The sequence below is a fragment of the Dyella flagellata genome (assembly GCF_030160275.1).
Classification (GTDB): domain Bacteria; phylum Pseudomonadota; class Gammaproteobacteria; order Xanthomonadales; family Rhodanobacteraceae; genus Dyella_B; species Dyella_B flagellata.
Map to the genome: position 1 here is coordinate 67,734 of NZ_BSOA01000034.1, position 16,623 is coordinate 84,356.

Genomic DNA, 16,623 nt, shown 5'->3' on the forward strand with positions numbered 1-16,623 from the left:
ACGGCTCGCCGCGGCGGCCCTGTGTAGGAAGACCTTGCAACGGCATATGTCAAGGACAGGGCAAGTGAATGTGACCAGGATGTTGGCCAGGCCTCGCGTTCAGCGCGCAGGCTGGTGAAGCGTAGCTTGGGTGAAAACCTTGCATCGGATGCCCATGCATGGGCTCACTCCCCATGGCGAAGTTTTTCCGTCAGCTTGCGCGCATCCAAGGGTGCTTTTACCTTGGCATCGTTGTCGAAGTAGCAATAGATGTCACGGCTGGCACGCTTGCGCGGCTTCTTGCCGCTGCAGCGCTTGGCATCCCCGGGTTCGCCGCCTAGTCGCCATGCATCGATACGTTTGCGCCAGCGATCAAGCGCGGCGTTGGAATAGCCGCTGGCATAAAGTTGCTTGTCGCCATGCGGGCGCAAGTACAGGATGCTGGCGGTGACGTCCTCAAGGAAAGGCCATTTGTCGGCGGAGTCGGCCGTCACTAATGCCACGTTGGGGCGACTGCGATGTGCAATCGCGCCTCACGCAGGTAAAGCAGACGGCGCCGTGCGAAAAAAATGGCTGCGTGTCGCCATCACGGCGATCTAATCTTCACTTCAGGAAAACTGCCTGCGTCGCATCGTGCGGCCTGTACGTAACGTTTCATTCCATCAGAGGCGATATCCGCGTGGAGATCGATCACATATGTGCGTATGGGCCTTGCCAATGCAAGGTGGCGGAAGCCGGGCAGTATTGCAGCGACGACTGCCGCAAGGCGGACCAGCTGCGAGCGGAAGGCACGCAGTGCAGTTGCGGGCATGACGCCTGCACGGCTACTCAAAACGCCTGAATCGCCTTTTTTTCGCACGACACGCATGTCTTCGCAGCTTGACCAGCAGTGCATCGACACGATCCGCTTTCTCGCCGTCGACATGGTGCAGAAAGCTGACAGCGGACACCCTGGCCTGCCGCTCGGTGCCGCGCCCATGGCCTATGTGCTGTGGGATCGCTACCTGAAGCACAACCCGGCCAATCCGCATTGGGCCGATCGCGATCGCTTCGTGCTTTCAGCCGGGCACGGCTCGGCGCTGCTCTATGCGTTGCTGTTCCTGAGCGGCTACGGCCTCACGCTCGACGACTTGCGCCAATTTCGGCAGTGGGGCAGCAAGACCCCTGGGCATCCGGAACGCGGACTCACTCCCGGTGTGGAAGTGACCACTGGCCCGCTGGGGCAGGGGTTCGGCAATGCCGTGGGCATGGCGATTGCCGAAGCGCAGCTGGCTGCGGGCTATAACCGCGACACCTACAAGCCGTTCGATCACTACACCTACGTGCTCGCCAGCGATGGCGACCTGATGGAGGGCGTGGCCTCCGAGGCGGCATCACTGGCCGGTCATTTGAAACTGGGTCGGCTGATCGTTTTCTACGACGACAACCGTGTCACGTTGGCCGGCGCTACGGATGTCACTTTTTCGGAGAACCGCGTCCAGCGCTTCCAGGCCTATGGTTGGCATACGGTCGCGGTGAACGACGGCAACGACCTGGCTTCGATCGACCTGGCTTTGAGTCAGGCGCGGCGCGAAGTGGCGCGCCCTTCGTTGATCAGCGTTCGCACCCATATCGGTTTTGGCTCGCCCCTACAGGATAGCTACAAAGCGCATGGTTCCCCGCTGGGCGAGGACAACGTACGCAAGACCAAGGAAAAGCTCGGTTGGCCGCTGCAACCGGATTTCCTGGTGCCCAATGAAGTGCTGTCGCACATGCGCAAGCAAGCCATGCGCGGTCATGAGCAGGAGGATGACTGGGCGCGGATGATGAAGGAGTATCAGGAGCACTACCCCGAGCTGTGGCGGGAACTCGATACCCGTCTGCGCGATCAGCTGCCGGAAGGGTGGGATGCGGACATCCCGACCTTTGCGCCGGATGAGACCGGATTGGCCACGCGCGAGTCGTCGGGCAAGGTCATGAACGCTCTGGCGCCGCGGCTTCCCGCCTTGGCGGGCGGTTCGGCCGACTTGGATCCTTCCACCAAGACGGCGCTGAGCAAGTTCGGCGATTTCCGGCCGCCACGCACGGGGGAAGCCGGCCGACGCGAACTGGTCGTCGAGCATGGCGACTACACCGGGCGCAACATTCATTTCGGCGTGCGCGAACATGCCATGGGAGCCATCGTCAACGGCCTTGCCGCGCATGGCGGATTCCTTCCTTATGGCGCCACCTTTCTGACCTTCTCCGATTACATGCGACCGCCGATACGCCTGGCCGCATTGATGGGTTTGCACGTAGTACACGTGTTTACCCACGACAGCCTGGCGCTCGGCGAAGACGGGCCCACGCATCAGCCGGTGGAACACCTCGCCTGCCTGCGCGCGATTCCTGGTGCGATCGTGATTCGTCCGGCGGATGCCAATGAAACGGCGGTGGCGTGGAAGCTTGCGGTGGAAACGCGCGACCGCCCCGTGCTGTTGGCGCTGAGCCGGCAAAAGCTGCCTACGTTCGATCGCAGTCGCTACGCTTCGGCCGAAGGGCTGCGCCGGGGCGCCTATGTACTGGCCGATCCGCCTACGGGCAGGCCCGCTCTGATCCTGATCGCCAGCGGCTCGGAGGTACGGCTGATCGTGGAGGCTGCTAAACGACTCGGCGAGGAGGGCATAGCAGTGCGTTGCGTTTCGATGCCCAGCCACGAACTATTCGAGGCCCTGCCGCAGGACGAGCGCGATAAGGTGCTGCCACCCTCGACCGGTGCACGCCTGGTAGTGGAAATGGGCATTGCGCAGGGCTGGGAAAAGTACATTGGCCCGCGGGGCGCCATGCTGGGTGTGAACCGGTTTGGGGCTTCGGCACCGGGTGAAACGGTGGCGCGGGAATATGGGTTTACGGTCGAGCGGGTATGTGCGGCGGCCAGGGCCCTGCTCGCTTGATGGCAAGAACCAGGGGCATGGACTGGCTGGGACTAAAGTTCAGTAAAGGATGGCTGGCAAGGGCCGGGAGGCCGGATTGTCAGGGTTATTCGGAATTTGAAACATGACGTTGACAATTACTCCACGAAATCTTGCATACAAGGGGATCAAGGTGAGGCTTGTAATCGTCAAATGAGATTAGGTACGGCGATGAACGATTACAGATCCACTTGGCACGACGCGAAACATTTCCATGTCACGTCAGGAGAAATCTCATGAATCGCACGATACTTGTTGGTATGGCGGTTGCCTGCTTCGGCTTGGCCATCAGCGGTTGCAACAACCCCAACTCGCCTCCGAGCGGCAACGCCCCGGCGAATCCTTCCACGGCGGCAGCGCCCGGCGCCAACCCGTCGCCGCCAGCACCGGCCGCTACGGCGCCGGCCAAGCCCTCTACGGCGGCCGCGCCGGCCATGGGGGGCACGGCGATGAAACCGCCGGCCTCGCCGTCGACAGCTGCACATTGAGCAAGCAACAAGAATAAAAATCATCTGGCAGTCCGCGCGATCGGTTGTCGCCAAATGGGTTGCTCGCCAGTTCGGTGCCCTCTCCTGCGCAAAGCAGGGGAGGGCGGTAGCGATCCCGCGAAGCGGTGGGACTCGGCCGTCCAAAGCCGCTGCATGCAGCGCCAAGCAGTGATATCGCCCAACATCTTCAAATGAGTGAGCAGCTAGACCGGGTTCGTCTCCACCCGGGTCATCTTGGTCAAACTCGATGACAACGGCGGCAACCCTTTGCCGCGGCTGCATCACTCAATCTCGCCAAGCCGAAAATTTTTACCTTGTTTCCGCCCGGTTTGTACGGGCAAGCATTCAAGATGACGCCATGGTGCGGAGAGGCGGCTCATGAACGCGGATTACGACGTCAACATACTCACTGGCCTGATCGGTGCCACCTTGGACAGTGCAAGGCATTACCGGAAAGTGGCAGGCAATATCGGCAATCCGAGAATCCGTGCCTTGTTCGAACATCTCTCGATCCAGCGCAAGCTGATTGCACGGGAATTGCAACTGCAGCGTACCGCCGTCACGGGCAATCCTATGGGCGAGGGGATGCTGGTTGCTCATCCTTTGCGCCTGTTCGGGAATCTGCGTCACACCATGGACTATGGCTATTGCGCCTTGATCGATGAAGTGGAGCGCTGCGAGGAGCGTATCAAGGCGAAGTATGAACACGCCTTGATGGACTGCCGGCTATCCGGGCTATCGCGCACGGTGGTGGAGAACGCCTACGCCTCGGTGCAGGAAGGTTGTGCCGACATGCACGCATTGAAGCGCTATCCACACGCTGAGCACAGTCACAGCGAACGGCTGGAACAGTGGTAGACCCGAGGCGTCAGCGGTAGGGCGGTGCGCGCGGGGTAGGCGGCCGCGCTTCCTGGTGCCGTATGGCGCGGTATGCGCCGACCAGGATGAACCCCGCAAGCAGTAATACGAACACGATCCAGCCAATTCGCTTGAGCATGGGCGCCAACGTCTGGGTCGCAAGGGGACGGCAACGTTCCAAAAACTAGTCAGTCTGGGGTCGCCCATGCGTGAACGAATACACTTTGTTCACGAAAAGCGGCGCTCGTCTTGACTTCACTTTCACATAACCTGTCCCCGTTTTGGTTATTGTCCGCCACATCGGGGCCTATTCATTTTCCGTTGCAGTGCCGCCAAATACCGTTTGGCTGTTCGCCGGTTAAGGCATATGAAGATCGGGTGGGGATCGCATGAAGACTGTTCTGCTCGTTGACGACAATCGAGACGTGCTCGAGGTGACCGCATTCATGCTTGAGGATGCCGGTTACGAAGTGGTAGCGGCGCACAATTGCGAACAAGCCATGCAGGTCGCTTCGGTGCGGACGGACATTGGCGTCGTGCTGACGGACCTCAACCTGAAGCAAGGCATGAGCGGCATCGAGATGGGCAAAGCCATGCACAAGGAAGGCTTGAAGTGCCCGATGATCGTAATGTCCGGCGACTGCGAGCCACCTGGGGAGGCGTTGCAATCGTGGATGAAATATCTGCCCAAGCCGTTTGATCGCAAGACCTTGCTGGCGGCAATTACCGAATATGCTTGATCCAAGGCCGATGCGGAAACTGCATCGGCGCGCCAGTACGAATCGTCCTTAAGCTCGGCAACAAGCGTACGCAAGGAGCTGGCCTGGAGCCCCGCACACAAAGGGCCTAGGTATGCACGAATCGGAGCAGGCTCGCATACGGCTTGGACTCGTCGGGGGATTCGTACTGCTGCTGTGTGTCTGCGCGCTGGTGATCGTAGCCGCGTTCTCCAGCATGGGGGCCGAGCGGCAGGTCGAGCATTCGATGCTGGTCAGGCAAACGCTTGCGCAGCTCCTTGGCGGCTTGCAGGAAGCCGAATCGGGGCAGCGCGGCTATCTGCTGACGGGTGACAGCCGGTACCTCGCGGCAGTGGACACGACTAAAACGCAATTGCCCGTGTTGGAAGGCCAGCTGCGTCAGCTCACCGAAAAAAGTACCGCGCACCAGCGTCAGCTGGACGCTTTCTATCCGCTGATCGCGGCGAAGATGGACGACCTGTCCAATACCATCCAGCAACGGCAGGCCGGGCATGCCGACGCGGCGACCTGGTTGGTCGAAGCCAATTTGGGCCGTAACCGCATGCGACGCATCCGCGATCTGGCGGACGACTTCGATCGAACCGAACTGGACATGCTGCGCGAGCGCACCACCGCCGCGGCGATGCAGCGAAGCTTTCTCACCACCGCGATGATACTGGTGACGCTGCTGGCCAGCACACTGGGCTTCATCATCGTGATGAAGGCGCGCCGCTATGCCTTGGACATGCGCGAAAAGAATCGTTCGCTGCGCGCTGAGATCGAGCAGCGCGAGGCTGCGGAACAGCAATTGCGGCAATCGCAGAAAATGGAGGCGCTGGGCCAGCTCACCGGTGGAGTGGCGCACGACTTCAATAACATGCTGGCGGTCATCTTCGGCAACCTGGAAATGTTGGTCAGGCGCCTGCCGGAAAGCGAGGTGCGCTGGTGCAGGTTGGCCAGCAATGCCTTGGCCGGCGCACAGCGCGCAGCGGAACTCACCAAGCGCCTGCTCGCTTTCTCCCGCCAGCAGCCCTTGCAACCGAAGTCGATCGACGTGAACCAGTGCGTGCAGGACGTACCGATGATGCTGCGCCGTTCATTGGGCGAGAACGTCAGGATCGACATTGTGCAGGGTGATGGCCTATGGCGGGCTTACGTGGACGGCCCGCAACTGGAAAGCGCCATTCTCAACCTGGCGGTCAACGCAAGAGACGCCATGAAGGGCGTAGGCAGACTCGGCATCGAAACCGCCAACGTCATCCTGGATCGCAGTTATGCCGATGCGCAAGGCGAATTGACGCCGGGCCAGTACGTGATGGTGGCGGTGACCGATTCCGGCTGCGGCATGTCGCCCGAAGTGATCAGCAGGGCCTTCGATCCCTTCTTCACCACCAAGGACATCGGGCACGGCACCGGCTTGGGCCTCAGCCAGGTCCATGGTTTCGCCAAACAGTCGCAGGGGCACGTCAAGATCTACAGCGAGCAGGGCATGGGTACCACCGTGAAACTGTATCTGCCGAGGGATAGCTCCAAGGATGAGGAAAAGCCGGCGCGACCGGTCGTGTTGACGACGCCGGTCTCGCCACAACGCAAGGTGCTGGTCGTGGAGGATGACGCGGATGTGCGTGAGTTCGTGGTTTCCGCCCTTGAGGACCTGGGTTACCAGGCGATTGCCGCGGACGACGCAGAGTCGGCGCGCGCGCTGCTGATGGAAGATGAGCAGATCGATGTCATGCTGACGGATGTAGTGATGCCGGGCGCCAACGGCAGGCAGCTGTTCGATGACATCCGCGGCATACGGCCGAACATGACGGTGGTGTTCATGACGGGATACTCGCGCAATGCCATCGTGCACAACGGTGTGCTGGACGATGGCGTTCGCCTTATTACCAAGCCATTCACCGTTGACGAGCTGTCGCGCGAAATGCTGGCAGCCATCGCCGCTGAAAGCGTGCTGCGTTAGACCCCGTTTTAGCACCCGGCACGCAAACTGAATGCACTCACGAAGCCACGACAGCTTTCTCACATTTCCCGCAAAATAATGGCGTCATCCCAGCTGAAGAAGGGTGTCGCCATGAGCATGCGTCTGCCGGCAAGACTCGCATTGATCGGCTGCCTGATGATATCGGGCATTTGTGTCGCTTCAGCCCAGGACAATAGCGCGCCTGCCACCAGCCCTCATCAGGTCTGCCGCAAGGTCAAGGTGCAGGATCGTCCGAAGGATAGTCACCAGATCGCAGGAACGCTGGTTGGGGCCGCGGCGGGTGGCTTGCTGGGCAATCAATTCGGCGGCGGCAAGGGCAAGGTGCTCACCACGGCCGGCGGCGTGGTAGCCGGCGGTTACGCCGGCAAGAAGGTGCAGGAAAGTCACCAGCAAAACAACGCGACCTATCATTATGAAGAGCACTGCTACGAAACGCGGCAATAGGTGGGATTTGTCGTTACCGCCGGCTTCCGATCGCGGTAGCATCATGCATACGCTGCTCATTGTGCCGGTGCCTGTGGGATCGAGCCAATGAATCAAGTGCAGAACAAATATCTGGGCGATCGCTCGGCTCCGGGGAATGGGTGCTGCGATCGCTGGACCCTGGTGGTGTGCAGCGAGCCGTCTTTGCTGGCCACCTCGCAATGGATGGCGAATGATCATTTCGTCGGACCGAAGGTGGAGTCGGCGCTAAGCGAGCTTTTGCACGAGGCGGAGTTGATTTGAACAGCCAGGGTGCGGTGGTGGGAGCTTACGATCCCTCCGAGAACCCGCTGGACTATGCTTTGGCCAAGGGCGCCATCGTTACCTTCACCAAGGGGCTGGCCAAGCAGATGATCAAGCGCGGCATTCGGGTGAACGGCGTTGCGCCGGGATCGTTCTGGACGCCCTTGCAGGTGAGCGGCGGACAGACGCAGAAGAACCTTCGGACATTCGGCGAGACCACGCCGATGGGGCAGCCGGGGCAGCCGGCTGAAATCGCCCACGTGTATGTGCAGCTTGCCTGCGCCGAATCCAGCTATGTGACTGGACAGGTCTACGGCGAATCCGGTGGGCGGGGGCAGCCGTGACGGCGCCTCAGGCGTTCACGTCTGCGCGTCTTTCGCTGCTGCTGTGCTTTATCGTGGTGCCTGCCGTGGGCTTGGCGCAGAAACCGCAAAAGCAAAGCACCCACCGCCCGCTGCGTGGCGTACACGAGCGGGCGTTTCTGGCCCAGGCAATCGCGGATGACGCCATGCAGATAGCATTGGCCAGACTCGCGATGATGAAGTCGAGCAATCCCCGACTGCGGGCGCTGGCGAGCAAAATTGTCAGCGACCATGCCGCGCTCGATTTGCAATTCTCTCGGCTTGCCGCGAACAGCGGCAGCAAGGGGCATGCGCACGATGCTCCCGCTCGCGACATCATCGCCATGCAGGCACATCTGCAGTCGTTGCAAGGCGAGGCGTTCGACCGGGCCTTTGTAGGCACGATGGTGAAGGAGCACCACAAGATCATCGCCGCCTATGCCGTGGCCGCGAAAACCTCGGCCGATGACAAGCTCAGAACCATCGCCGCACGGGGACTACCTGTGCTGCAGGGTCATCTGGATGCCGCGCGTTCGCTGATGAAAGAAGCTAGCCTTGCGCAGCAGGGGCGGGAACACCGATAAAGGATTACCACTCCGCCCAGTTGGCCTGCCAGCTGCCAGTCTTTTCCGGACGCGGCAAGGACAGGCCGCGGTGCGGTTTCGCCTGCTGGCCAGAGTTGTCATGGTGACGCCGACGCCGAGAGTCCAAAGCCAGGCGCTCCTGTTCGGACAGGCCGATCTTGCGGCTGCGCCGGGCGATGGTGGCGTTGCGGATGCTCATTTTATGAAGAGACCAGGGCTTGATATTTTCTCGGACGAGGCTTGAACGGAATGCGCATGCTGTGTCGAGGCGGCTGTTCACGGATATTCAAGCCGCCTCGCTGCCCCCAGCATGCTTGAGCGATATGTCAGTTCCATGTTGCACATAGGCTGGGATGGCAATCTCAGCATCGAACCCTCATCGAGGAGGGGGCTGGCCCTTCCTCGGGTCACAAAAAAGGCCACCTGGAGGTGGCCTTTTTCATCGAAATCGAGATGGTGGGCGGTACAAGGATCGAACTTGTGACACCTGCCGTGTGAAGGCAGTGCTCTACCGCTGAGCTAACCGCCCGCCGGGAACGCGAAACTATACGGGCCGAGGGGCCAGCCGTCAACACTTCCGAGGGTCGCGCGTTTTTCCATGGGTCGAAAGCGCGGGGCGGCTAAAATGCCCCGTTCCCCTTGCCCACACGGCTGCGCCCCATGCATTTGGACCTCTCGCATATTCTGCACGCCCTGCAGAACTTCCACGTCACGCCCTGGAAGATCGTCGGCTACCTGGGCACCTTCATGTTCACGGGGCGCTGGTTCGTGCAGCTTTACTACACGCGCAAATACAAGCGCGTAGTGATGCCGCTGTCGTTCTGGTGGATGTCGGTGTCAGGCAGTGCCTTGCTGCTGGCGTATTTCGTATTCGGCAAGAATGACTCGGTGGGAATCCTTTCCAACTTCTTCCCGGTGTTCGTGTCGATTTACAACCTGGTGACGCATTTGCGCCATCACGGGCGGGATGAAGTGGGGGGGAAGGGCTAGGTCGGGCGCGTCATTCTGGCGCGTAGGCTGGGATGACAATCCCAGCATCGGCATACCGCGTGGAAAGCTGGGATTAGCATTCCAGCCTACGCACTAGGGGTTGCCCCAACCTGCGTCATTCCGGATCATAGTCGAGGTTCGGGGCCAGCCACCGCTCCGCTTCCTCGCGTGTCCATCCCTTGCGCTTGGCATAGTCTTCCACCTGCTCGCGCGTAATGCGGCCTACCACGAAGTACTGGCTGTGCGGGTGCGAGAAATACCAGCCGGAAACGGCGGCAGTCGGGTACATGGCGAAACCGTCGGTCAATTCGATGCCGGCCTTGCGCGTGGCGTCGAGCAGCTCGAATAGCGTGGCTTTTTCGGTGTGATCCGGGCAGGCGGGATAGCCGGGAGCGGGACGAATGCCGCGGTATTGCTCGTCGATCAGCGCCTGGTTGTCCAGTGACTCGTCCGGCTGATAGGCCCAGTACTCGCGACGTACGCGTTCGTGCATGCGTTCGGCGAAGGCCTCGGCAAGGCGGTCGGCCAAAGCCTTGAGCAGGATGGCGGAATAGTCGTCGTGGTCTGCTTCGAAGCGAGCGATATGCGCTTCGATGCCGATCCCTGCCGTGACGGCGAAGGCGCCGATCCAGTCCTGCTTATCGGCCTCTTTCGGCGCAATGAAATCGGCGAGACAGAAGTCTGGACGCTCGGCGGGCTTTTCGGCCTGTTGGCGCAGGTGGTGCAGGCGCCTGGTTTTTCCGCCTTCGCCAAGCTGGATTTCGACATCGTCGCCGATACTGTTGGCCGACCAGAAGCCGATCACCGCCCGTGCTGTCAGCCAGCGCTCGGCGATGAGCTTGTCGAGCATGGCTTGTGCATCCGAGTACAGCTCGGTGGCCTGTTTGCCGACCACTTCGTCGGTAAGGATGGCCGGATAGCGCCCGGCCAGTTCCCAGGCCTGGAAGAACGGAGTCCAGTCGATGTACTCGCGCAGTTCGGCCAGGTCGTAGTCGTCGAAGCAGGTGATGCCGGTTTTGTGTGGCCGCGGCGGCGTGTAGCTTTTCCAGTCGCAGCTGAAGCGCTGTTTGCGAGCGTGCTCCAGCGGGACAAGTGTCTTGGCGGCGCCGCGCTGCTTGTGCCGTTCGCGGATGTCCGCGTATTCGGCGCGGATCTTCGTCATGAAGTTGTCGACCAGCTCCTTGCTTACCAAGGACTGCGCCACGCCCACGGCACGGGAGGCGTCCTTTACCCACACGGTGGGTGACTTGTAGTGTGGCTCGATCTTCAGCGCAGTGTGCGCGCGCGAAGTGGTGGCGCCACCAATCAGCAAGGGAATGTGGAAATCCTGCCGCTGCATCTCGCGCGCCACGTGGCTCATTTCCTCCAGGGAGGGCGTGATCAGGCCGGACAAGCCGATCAGGTCGGCCTTGTGTTCGCGGGCGCTATCCAGGATTTTTTGCGCCGGTACCATCACGCCCAGGTCGATCACTTCGAAGTTGTTGCAGCGAAGCACCACGCCGACGATGTTCTTGCCGATGTCGTGCACGTCGCCTTTCACGGTGGCCATCACGATGGTGCCGTTGTTTTTCGCGGTGTTGCCGCTACGCTGCTTGTCCGCCTCGATGTAGGGCAGCAGGTAGGCCACGGCCTTTTTCATTACGCGCGCGGATTTGACCACCTGCGGCAGGAACATCTTGCCGGCGCCGAACAGGTCGCCGACGATGTTCATGCCATCCATCAGCGGGCCTTCGATCACGTCGAGCGGGCGTACGGATTGCTGGCGTGCCTGCTCGGTGTCTTCGTCGACGAATTGGTCGATGCCGTGCACCAGGGCATGTGCAAGCCGCTCGCGCACGGGCTTTTCGCGCCAGGCCAGGCTTTCCGTGACCGCTTCGCCTTTCTTCGCCTTGTAGCGGTCGGCGATTTCGAGCAACCGCTCGGTGGCGTCGGCGCGGCGGTTGAGCACCACGTCTTCCACGCGTTCGCGCAATTCTTCCGGCACGTCGTCATAGATCATCAACGCGCCGGCATTGACGATGCCCATGTCCATGCCCGCCTTGATGGCGTGGTACAGGAACACGGAGTGGATCGCCTCGCGCACCGTGTTGTTGCCGCGGAACGAGAAGGAGACGTTGGATACGCCGCCGGAAACATGGCTGAGCGGAAAGCGCCGTTTCAGCTCGTGCGTGGCTTCGATGAAGTCCACCGCGTAGTTGTTGTGTTCCTCGATGCCGGTGGCGATGGCGAAGATATTGGGGTCGAAGATGATGTCTTCGGGCGGGAAGTCCAGTTTCTCGATTAGCAACTGGTACGCGCGCGAGCAGATTTGAACCTTGCGTTCGCAGGTATCGGCCTGGCCTTGTTCGTCGAACGCCATGACCACTACGGCTGCACCGTATTCCATTACCTTGCGCGCATGCTCCAGGAACAGCTCTTCGCCTTCCTTCATCGAGATGGAGTTGACCACGCCTTTGCCTTGCAGGCAGCGCAGGCCGGCTTCGATCACGCTCCATTTGGAGGAGTCGACCATCACCGGCACGCGCGCGATGTCCGGTTCGGCGGCGATCAGATTGAGGAAGCGCGTCATTGCCGCTTCCGAATCGATCAGGCCTTCGTCCATGTTCACGTCGACGATTTGCGCGCCATTTGCCACCTGCTGGCGTGCCACTTCAACGGCTTCTTCGTAGCGCTCTTCCTTGATGAGTTTCTTGAATTGCGCCGAGCCGGTGACGTTGGTGCGTTCGCCGATATTGACGAACAGCAGGTCCGGCGTAATGACCAGGGGTTCAAGGCCAGAGAGGCGGGTGTAGCGATTAGTGTTCATCGACGATTTTTGTTCTGCTCCCGGCCCCTGGTGGGAACCGGGCCGGGATGGGGAAGGGATTTTGCGGGAAGGGCGGCCATACGGATCCGCGTCGCATTTGCTGTTGGCTTACGCCGCTTCTTTCTCTTCGGCAGCGGGCGTACGCGGTGCATAGTTGCTCACCGCTTCAGCAATCGCCTTGATATGCGCCGGCGTGGTTCCGCAACAGCCACCTACCATGTTGAGCAGGCCGTCGCGCGCGAAACTGCCGATCACCGCCGCCATCTGGGCCGGGGTTTCATCGTATTCGCCGAACGCATTGGGCAAGCCGGCGTTCGGGTGGGTGCTGACATAACACTCCGAAACATTCGCCAGCGTCTGCACGTGCGGGCGCAAGTCCGCTGCGCCCAATGCGCAGTTCAGGCCGACGGAAAGCGGGCGGATGTGCTTGACCGAGTAATAGAACGCTTCGGCGGTCTGGCCCGAAAGCGTGCGGCCGGAACGGTCGGTGATGGTGCCGGAAATCATTACCGGCACGCGGCTGCCGCGTGCACGGAACAGCTCGCTCAGTGCGAACAGCGCTGCCTTGGCGTTGAGCGTATCGAAAATGGTTTCCACCATGATCACGTCGGCGCCGCCGTCGAGCAGGCCACGGGCGGCTTCGTTGTAGTTGTCGACCAGCTCCTCGAAGCTGACGTTGCGAAAGCCCGGGTCGTTGACGTCGGGCGACAGCGAAGCGGTACGGCTGGTGGGGCCAAGTATGCCGATCGCAAAACGCGGCCTGGCCGGGTTTTGCGCCGTGTACGCAGCACAGGCGGCGCGCGCGAGTTTGGCGCCTTCGCGGTTCAACTCATAGGCAAGGTGTTCCAGACGGTAATCGGCCTGACTGATGCGCGTGGAGTTGAAGGTGTTGGTTTCGACCAGGTCGGCGCCGGCTTCGAGGTATGCCTCATGCACGCCGCGGATGATGTCCGGCTTGGTGAGCGTAAGCAGGTCGTTGTTGCCTTTCAGGTCGCAGGCACCCGGATGATCGTGCGCGTGCTGGCTGTCGTGGCCCTCGGCGAAGCGCTCGCCGCGAAAGCCCGCTTCATCCAGCCGATGACCTTGCAACATGGTGCCCATGCCGCCGTCGAGGATCAGGATGCGCTCGCGTAACGCGGCCTGGAGCGCCGCGACGCGTTCGGGGTGTAGCCAGGGGAGAGTGCTGCTCATGAGGGGGAACTCCTTCAGGACTTGCGCGCGAGCAAACTGATCACTTCGAAATGCGGCGCCTTGCGCTCGCGGCTCAGGCGGTTGCAGTTCAAAACTTGGAGTTTGGCTTGCGTGGCCAGCTGGCCGAGGTCGCTTTCGTTGAAGCCGAGATTGCGATGATCGAACGGCTCCACCACGGCACGGTGGTCGTGCTTGCCCAGCGTGACGGCCAGCAGCCTGCCACCGGGGCGTAACACCCGCGCGGCTTCGGCCACGGCCTTGGCCGGCTGTTCGGAATAGGTCAGTGCATGCAGCATCAGCACCAGATCGAAACGGTCCGCCTGCAGCGGCAAGGCATGCATGTCGCCCTGGCGCACTTCGACATTGCCGAAAGCTGCCAGCCGCTTTGCCGCCGCCTCCACCACTCGTTCGCTTGCGTCGACGCAGACGATGGCGCGCGCGTGCGGCGCGAGCAGTTCAGCCGTTACGCCGTCGCCGGAAGCTATATCCAGCACATCGCCGGTTTCCAGCAGTTGCAGCAGCGAGCGGGTAAGCGTCTCCCAGGTGCGACCGGGGGAGTAATGGCGTTCCATGTCGCCGGCTACTGTGTCGGCCCAGCCGTGTTCGTTGGCGCGCTGGGCCAGGACGGCGCTCAGGCGTGCGGCGTCTTCGCGCAGCAGGGCGTCGTCGATGCTTTCGCGCAATGAGCGGATCAGGGCATGCTGGCGCTCATCGCCTTCGCTGTTGGCGCGGTAATAGGCCGACACGCCCGCTCGGCGGTCGCGCACCAGCTCGGCCTCCTTCAGCTTGGCCAGATGGGTCGACACGCGTGGCTGTGCCAGGTGCAATACCGCGGCCAGTTCGGCTACGGTCAGTTCTTCCCGCTCAAGCAGGGCCAGCAGCCGCACGCGAGTGGGATCCGCCAGCAGGCGCAACACGCTGGAGGCGGTGGCCAGATCCATCGTGCATCCTTATATCGCGATGAAGAGATGTGTAAGGGTAGGCGCGCCAAGACGGGGCGTCAAGGGCCTGCGACTGCGGGCTTGATAGTGATAAACTAGTCATGTGACTAGTTTGATGGTGAGCCCATGCATACTTGGCCGGTACAAGACGCAAAAGCCCGTTTCAGTGAGCTGCTTGATGCGTGCGCTACGGACGGTGCTCAGTTGATCACCCGGCGCGGTGAAGAAACTGCAGTGCTGATTCCCATTGCCGAATGGCGGCGCCTGGTCGAAACAGCGCGCCCTTCGCTGAAGGCACTCCTGCTTTCCGATTTCGGGCGCGCAGACCTCGATATCCCACGGCGCGGTGTGCGTCGACGTCGCCCCCCTTCATTCTAAATTTAGGGGTAGGCATGTTCTTGCTGGATACCAATATTGTTTCGGAGTTGCGCAAGCCACGTCCGCACGGTGCAGTCGTTGCTTGGATCGAAAATATCGACGACGCCGATTTGCATTTGAGCGCTGTCACATTGGGTGAAATACAGGCGGGCATTGAGCTCACCCGCGAACAGGATCCGGATAAAGCCTCCGCTATCGAGGCGTGGCTTGAGCAAGTGGCCGCAACCTACAATGTGCTGCCCATGGATGCCCCTGCATTCCGCTGTTGGGCCAAGCTCATGCATCGGCAGTCGGATACCGTCAATGAAGATGCCATGATTGCTGCCACGGCCATCATCCATAAGCTGACGGTGGTCACTCGCAACACGCGGGATTTCGAGCGCTTTCAGGTGCCCTTGCTCAACCCATTTTCAGGTTAGTGGCGCGTCCCTGTTGCCCCGCAGCAAGGCTCTTACGCCTGTGGCAGCTAAAATAAGCGGCTTTCCCCAGCCCTTTCCCCCGGAGCCGCTTATGGATTTCCGTTTTACCGAAGATCAGCTTTCCATCCAGGCTATCGCTCGTGATTTCGCGCTCAAGCGCATCGTGCCGGTGGCCGCTGAACTGGATGCCAAGGGCGAGTTCCCGCTGGACAACATCCGCGAGATGGGCCAGCTCGGCCTGATGGGTATCGAGGTGCCGCATGAATATGGCGGCGCCGGATTGGATCCGGTCGGCTACGTGCTGGCAATGATCGAGATCGCCGCCGCGGATGCCGCTACTTCCACCATCATGTCGGTGAACAACTCGCTGTTCTGCAACGGCATCCTTAAGCATGGCACGGAAGAACAGAAGCAGAAGTACGTGCGTGCGATCGCGCAGGGCGATGCGATCGGTGCCTACGCGCTGACCGAACCGCAATCGGGTTCGGATGCCTCGGCGATGCACACGCGCGCCACCAAGAATGCCGATGGCAACTGGGTGATCAACGGCAAGAAGAGCTGGATTACCTCCGGCCCGGTGGCGCGTTACATCGTGCTGTTCGCGATCACCACGCCGGGTATCGGCGCGAAGGGCGTGTCGGCCTTCATCATCGACACGCAGCGGCCCGGCTTCCATGCCGGCAAGACCGAGCCCAAGCTTGGCATTCGCGCCTCGGCGACCTGCGAAATCGAATTCAACGACTACGTGTGCCCGAAGGAAGACCTGCTGGGCGAGGAAGGCAAGGGCTTTTCGATCGCGATGGGCGTGCTTGACGCCGGCCGTATCGGCATTGCCTCGCAGGCCGTGGGCATCGCGCGCGCGGCGTATGAAGCGACGCTGCAGTGGTCGCGCGATCGCAAGGCGTTCGGTCAGCCGATCGGCACGTTCCAGATGACCCAGGCAAAGATCGCCGACATGAAATGCAAGCTGGATGCAGCCACGCTGCTGACGCTGCGTGCCGCGTGGACCAAGGGCCAGACGGAGAAGAACGGCGGGCGCTTCGGCACCGAGGCTTCGGTCGCCAAGCTGGTGGCTTCCGAAGCGGCTATGTGGATCACGCATCAGGCGGTGCAGATCCACGGCGGCATGGGCTATTCGAAAGAAATGCCGCTGGAGCGTTACTTCCGCGACGCGAAGATCACCGAAATCTACGAAGGGACGAGCGAGATCCAGCGGATGGTCATTGCGCGCGCCGAGACTGGGCTGCGCTGACCAAGCAAGGCGGACAAGA

At 61.3% G+C, this 16,623-nt stretch carries 17 protein-coding genes, 1 tRNA gene and 1 pseudogene; 13 read left to right on the forward strand and 6 right to left on the reverse strand.

The annotated features are described in order from the left end of the window. Positions 1 to 164: 164 nt before the first annotated feature. Positions 165 to 491, reverse strand: a pseudogene (locus QQJ96_RS14670) (DUF72 domain-containing protein); the annotation flags it as partial. 354 nt (positions 492 to 845) lie between these two features. On the opposite strand from QQJ96_RS14670, the gene tkt reads away from it, so the two are divergent. From tkt to QQJ96_RS14715, 9 genes are all read left to right on the forward strand, one after another. Beyond that, positions 846 to 2,891, forward strand: coding sequence for a transketolase (tkt, locus tag QQJ96_RS14675; protein WP_284332765.1), 2,046 nt, complete (start codon positions 846 to 848; stop codon positions 2,889 to 2,891). Between the two features lie 254 nt (positions 2,892 to 3,145). Further along, the gene (locus QQJ96_RS14680) at positions 3,146 to 3,397 is read left to right on the forward strand and encodes a hypothetical protein (RefSeq protein WP_284332766.1); all 252 of its coding nucleotides are present in this window, start codon (positions 3,146 to 3,148) and stop codon (positions 3,395 to 3,397) included. A 378-nt stretch (positions 3,398 to 3,775) separates the two neighbouring features. Beyond that, positions 3,776 to 4,255 (forward strand): PA2169 family four-helix-bundle protein, encoded by a 480-nt coding sequence (locus QQJ96_RS14685; RefSeq protein ID WP_284332767.1) that lies wholly within the window; start codon positions 3,776 to 3,778, stop codon positions 4,253 to 4,255. A 389-nt stretch (positions 4,256 to 4,644) separates the two neighbouring features. Beyond that, a complete protein-coding gene (locus QQJ96_RS14690; RefSeq protein ID WP_284332768.1) occupies positions 4,645 to 4,995 on the forward strand; it encodes a response regulator in 351 nt (116 codons plus the stop codon). Between the two features lie 112 nt (positions 4,996 to 5,107). After that, positions 5,108 to 6,955 (forward strand): CHASE3 domain-containing protein, encoded by a 1,848-nt coding sequence (locus QQJ96_RS14695; protein WP_284332769.1) that lies wholly within the window; start codon positions 5,108 to 5,110, stop codon positions 6,953 to 6,955. 111 nt (positions 6,956 to 7,066) lie between these two features. Continuing rightward, entirely contained in the window at positions 7,067 to 7,420 is a 354-nt protein-coding gene (locus QQJ96_RS14700; RefSeq protein ID WP_284332770.1) for a glycine zipper 2TM domain-containing protein, read from the forward strand. Between the two features lie 87 nt (positions 7,421 to 7,507). Then, positions 7,508 to 7,702: a hypothetical protein gene (locus QQJ96_RS14705; protein WP_284332771.1), complete on the forward strand. Its 195-nt coding sequence runs from the start codon at positions 7,508 to 7,510 to the stop codon at positions 7,700 to 7,702. Then, positions 7,699 to 8,046, forward strand: coding sequence for an SDR family oxidoreductase (locus QQJ96_RS14710; protein ID WP_284332772.1), 348 nt, complete (start codon positions 7,699 to 7,701; stop codon positions 8,044 to 8,046). The genes QQJ96_RS14705 and QQJ96_RS14710 overlap by 4 nt, the downstream gene beginning before the upstream one ends. Further along, positions 8,043 to 8,627, forward strand: a complete 585-nt coding sequence (locus tag QQJ96_RS14715) for a DUF4142 domain-containing protein (protein ID WP_284332773.1) — start codon at positions 8,043 to 8,045, stop codon at positions 8,625 to 8,627. The genes QQJ96_RS14710 and QQJ96_RS14715 overlap by 4 nt, the downstream gene beginning before the upstream one ends. A gap of 4 nt (positions 8,628 to 8,631) precedes the next feature. Here the strand turns inward: QQJ96_RS14715 and QQJ96_RS14720 are convergent, their stop codons facing one another. Then, on the reverse strand, positions 8,632 to 8,826 hold the full coding sequence (locus tag QQJ96_RS14720) for a hypothetical protein (RefSeq protein ID WP_284332774.1): 195 nt from the start codon (positions 8,824 to 8,826) through the stop codon (positions 8,632 to 8,634). Between the two features lie 255 nt (positions 8,827 to 9,081). Further along, positions 9,082 to 9,156: transfer RNA gene (locus QQJ96_RS14725), tRNA-Val, on the reverse strand. A gap of 131 nt (positions 9,157 to 9,287) precedes the next feature. Here QQJ96_RS14725 and QQJ96_RS14730 point away from each other — a divergent pair. After that, on the forward strand, positions 9,288 to 9,617 hold the full coding sequence (locus QQJ96_RS14730) for a lipid-A-disaccharide synthase N-terminal domain-containing protein (RefSeq protein ID WP_284332775.1): 330 nt from the start codon (positions 9,288 to 9,290) through the stop codon (positions 9,615 to 9,617). A gap of 115 nt (positions 9,618 to 9,732) precedes the next feature. On the opposite strand, the gene metH is transcribed toward QQJ96_RS14730, so the two are convergent. The 3 genes from metH to QQJ96_RS14745 form a co-directional block, all read right to left on the reverse strand. Further along, positions 9,733 to 12,423 (reverse strand): methionine synthase, encoded by a 2,691-nt coding sequence (gene metH, locus QQJ96_RS14735; protein ID WP_284332776.1) that lies wholly within the window; start codon positions 12,421 to 12,423, stop codon positions 9,733 to 9,735. 108 nt (positions 12,424 to 12,531) lie between these two features. Further along, positions 12,532 to 13,614: a homocysteine S-methyltransferase family protein gene (locus QQJ96_RS14740; protein ID WP_284332777.1), complete on the reverse strand. Its 1,083-nt coding sequence runs from the start codon at positions 13,612 to 13,614 to the stop codon at positions 12,532 to 12,534. Between the two features lie 14 nt (positions 13,615 to 13,628). Further along, a complete protein-coding gene (locus QQJ96_RS14745) occupies positions 13,629 to 14,555 on the reverse strand; it encodes an ArsR/SmtB family transcription factor (protein ID WP_284332778.1) in 927 nt (308 codons plus the stop codon). 126 nt (positions 14,556 to 14,681) lie between these two features. Here QQJ96_RS14745 and QQJ96_RS14750 point away from each other — a divergent pair, with 126 nt between their 5' ends. The 3 genes from QQJ96_RS14750 (at position 14,682) to QQJ96_RS14760 (ending at position 16,604) form a co-directional block, all read left to right on the forward strand. Then, entirely contained in the window at positions 14,682 to 14,933 is a 252-nt protein-coding gene (locus tag QQJ96_RS14750; RefSeq protein WP_284332779.1) for a type II toxin-antitoxin system Phd/YefM family antitoxin, read from the forward strand. Between the two features lie 14 nt (positions 14,934 to 14,947). Further along, complete coding sequence (locus QQJ96_RS14755) at positions 14,948 to 15,352, forward strand: type II toxin-antitoxin system VapC family toxin (protein WP_284332780.1); 405 nt, start codon at positions 14,948 to 14,950, stop codon at positions 15,350 to 15,352. A 91-nt stretch (positions 15,353 to 15,443) separates the two neighbouring features. Next, a complete protein-coding gene (locus QQJ96_RS14760) occupies positions 15,444 to 16,604 on the forward strand; it encodes an acyl-CoA dehydrogenase family protein (RefSeq protein WP_284332781.1) in 1,161 nt (386 codons plus the stop codon). The last annotated feature ends 19 nt before the right edge of the window (positions 16,605 to 16,623 follow it).

What these genes read in the sequence shown, in the direction of transcription:
- tkt (WP_284332765.1), top strand. Translation starts at nt 846, where the DNA reads ATGTCTTCGCAGCTTGACCAGCAGTGCATCGACACGATCCGCTTTCTC.
- QQJ96_RS14680 (WP_284332766.1), top strand. Translation starts at nt 3,146, where the DNA reads ATGAATCGCACGATACTTGTTGGTATGGCGGTTGCCTGCTTCGGCTTG.
- QQJ96_RS14685 (WP_284332767.1), top strand. Translation starts at nt 3,776, where the DNA reads ATGAACGCGGATTACGACGTCAACATACTCACTGGCCTGATCGGTGCC.
- QQJ96_RS14690 (WP_284332768.1), top strand. Translation starts at nt 4,645, where the DNA reads ATGAAGACTGTTCTGCTCGTTGACGACAATCGAGACGTGCTCGAGGTG.
- QQJ96_RS14695 (WP_284332769.1), top strand. Translation starts at nt 5,108, where the DNA reads ATGCACGAATCGGAGCAGGCTCGCATACGGCTTGGACTCGTCGGGGGA.
- QQJ96_RS14700 (WP_284332770.1), top strand. Translation starts at nt 7,067, where the DNA reads ATGAGCATGCGTCTGCCGGCAAGACTCGCATTGATCGGCTGCCTGATG.
- QQJ96_RS14705 (WP_284332771.1), top strand. Translation starts at nt 7,508, where the DNA reads ATGAATCAAGTGCAGAACAAATATCTGGGCGATCGCTCGGCTCCGGGG.
- QQJ96_RS14720 (WP_284332774.1), bottom strand. Translation starts at nt 8,826, where the DNA reads ATGAGCATCCGCAACGCCACCATCGCCCGGCGCAGCCGCAAGATCGGC.
- QQJ96_RS14730 (WP_284332775.1), top strand. Translation starts at nt 9,288, where the DNA reads ATGCATTTGGACCTCTCGCATATTCTGCACGCCCTGCAGAACTTCCAC.
- metH (WP_284332776.1), bottom strand. Translation starts at nt 12,423, where the DNA reads ATGAACACTAATCGCTACACCCGCCTCTCTGGCCTTGAACCCCTGGTC.
- QQJ96_RS14740 (WP_284332777.1), bottom strand. Translation starts at nt 13,614, where the DNA reads ATGAGCAGCACTCTCCCCTGGCTACACCCCGAACGCGTCGCGGCGCTC.
- QQJ96_RS14745 (WP_284332778.1), bottom strand. Translation starts at nt 14,555, where the DNA reads ATGGATCTGGCCACCGCCTCCAGCGTGTTGCGCCTGCTGGCGGATCCC.
- QQJ96_RS14750 (WP_284332779.1), top strand. Translation starts at nt 14,682, where the DNA reads ATGCATACTTGGCCGGTACAAGACGCAAAAGCCCGTTTCAGTGAGCTG.
- QQJ96_RS14755 (WP_284332780.1), top strand. Translation starts at nt 14,948, where the DNA reads ATGTTCTTGCTGGATACCAATATTGTTTCGGAGTTGCGCAAGCCACGT.
- QQJ96_RS14760 (WP_284332781.1), top strand. Translation starts at nt 15,444, where the DNA reads ATGGATTTCCGTTTTACCGAAGATCAGCTTTCCATCCAGGCTATCGCT.